The organism is Blautia sp. NSJ-175 (genome assembly GCF_022867815.1).
Taxonomy (GTDB): domain Bacteria; phylum Bacillota; class Clostridia; order Lachnospirales; family Lachnospiraceae; genus Blautia; species Blautia celeris.
In genome coordinates this window covers 1-1,178 of the sequence record NZ_JALIFQ010000066.1, presented here as the reverse complement: position 1 = coordinate 1,178, position 1,178 = coordinate 1, and the positions used below count along the sequence as shown (strand labels likewise).

The 1,178-nt window shown below is 46.3% G+C and carries 2 protein-coding genes; both read right to left on the bottom strand.

Features of this window, described 5'->3' with window-relative positions:
- Window positions 1–37 precede the first annotated feature (37 nt).
- Window positions 38–679 carry a pyroglutamyl-peptidase I gene (gene pcp / locus MUB35_RS30345; protein ID WP_103731741.1) on the bottom strand — a complete coding sequence of 214 codons (642 nt, stop codon included), beginning with the start codon at window positions 677–679 and terminating at the stop codon, window positions 38–40.
- Between the two features lie 10 nt (window positions 680–689).
- A partial coding sequence (locus MUB35_RS30340) for a 5-oxoproline transporter, DUF979 family subunit (protein ID WP_244807378.1) occupies window positions 690–1,178 on the bottom strand: 489 nt, incomplete at its 5' end.

Here is a 1,178-nt window from a genome sequence, read left to right as displayed (position 1 = left end):
CCCACACGAAGTGTCCCATATACAAACACTCTTCTCATCAGTGTGTTGCACCGCCCATCACCTTAATATCCGTAGGTGTGTCTACAATTGCCTCAATTGCGGCTTCAATACCCTCCACCAGTACATCCTGTGACATGGACGGCATATTCTTTTTATCTATTACCTGCTGGGGCAGGAATGGAATATGGATAAAACCACTGCGCTTTCCAGGATATTTGGCTGCCAGCATATGACAGACCCCGTATGTCACATGGTTGCAGACAAAGGTACCCGCCGTATTGGATATGGATGCGGGAATTCCTCTGCTCTGAATCCGCTGAACCATGACCTTGATCGGAATGGTTACAAAATAAGCAGCCGGACCATCCGGATAAACAGGCTCGTCAATAATCTGATTTCCCTCATTGTCAGGAATACGGCAGTCATCCACATTGATACCTACCCGCTCTATGGTTATATCTGGTCTCCCGCCTGCCTGTCCGATAGACAAAACTACATCCGGGTCATATTTGACCACAGCCTCCTCGATTACCCGGAGGGACTTATGGCACACAGTGGGTATCTCCAGCTTGATAATCTCCGCCCCCGAGATATTATCTCTCAGTCTTTTTACCGTCTCAATGGCCGGATTTACCAGCTCTCCCCCGAAGGGATCAAATCCTGTCACTAATATTTTCATTTCTTTCTCCTTATCTGAATCCAATTATAAGCATAAGAATAATGTGAACTGCTATCATCATTAATGCCATAGGAACCTGCGCCTTAATAACAGACCACTTGGGATCCTTTGTCTCAAGTACCGCACAGGGAACAATATTAAAATTCGCCGCCATAGGTGTCATCAGCGTTCCGCAGTAACCTGCTGTCATACCAAGTGCACCGATTACCGCAGGATTCCCGCCCTGCATAATAACGAAGGGAACACCGATTCCTGCTGTAATAACAGTAAACGCGGCAAATGCATTTCCCATGATCATAGTGAAAATGACCATACCAAAAACATAGATTATAACTCCTATTACGATATTTCCTTTTGGAACAACCGAGGAAATCATATTAGAAATAACTTCACCCACACCAGCCTCTGAAAATACACTTCCCAGTGCGCCCAGCAGCTGAGGCAGCAAGCAGGCGGCTCCAACCTGCATAAGCAGACGTGAAGTATCTTCTCTTGTCTC

What these genes read in the sequence shown, in the direction of transcription:
- pcp (WP_103731741.1), bottom strand. Translation starts at nt 679, where the DNA reads ATGAAAATATTAGTGACAGGATTTGATCCCTTCGGGGGAGAGCTGGTA.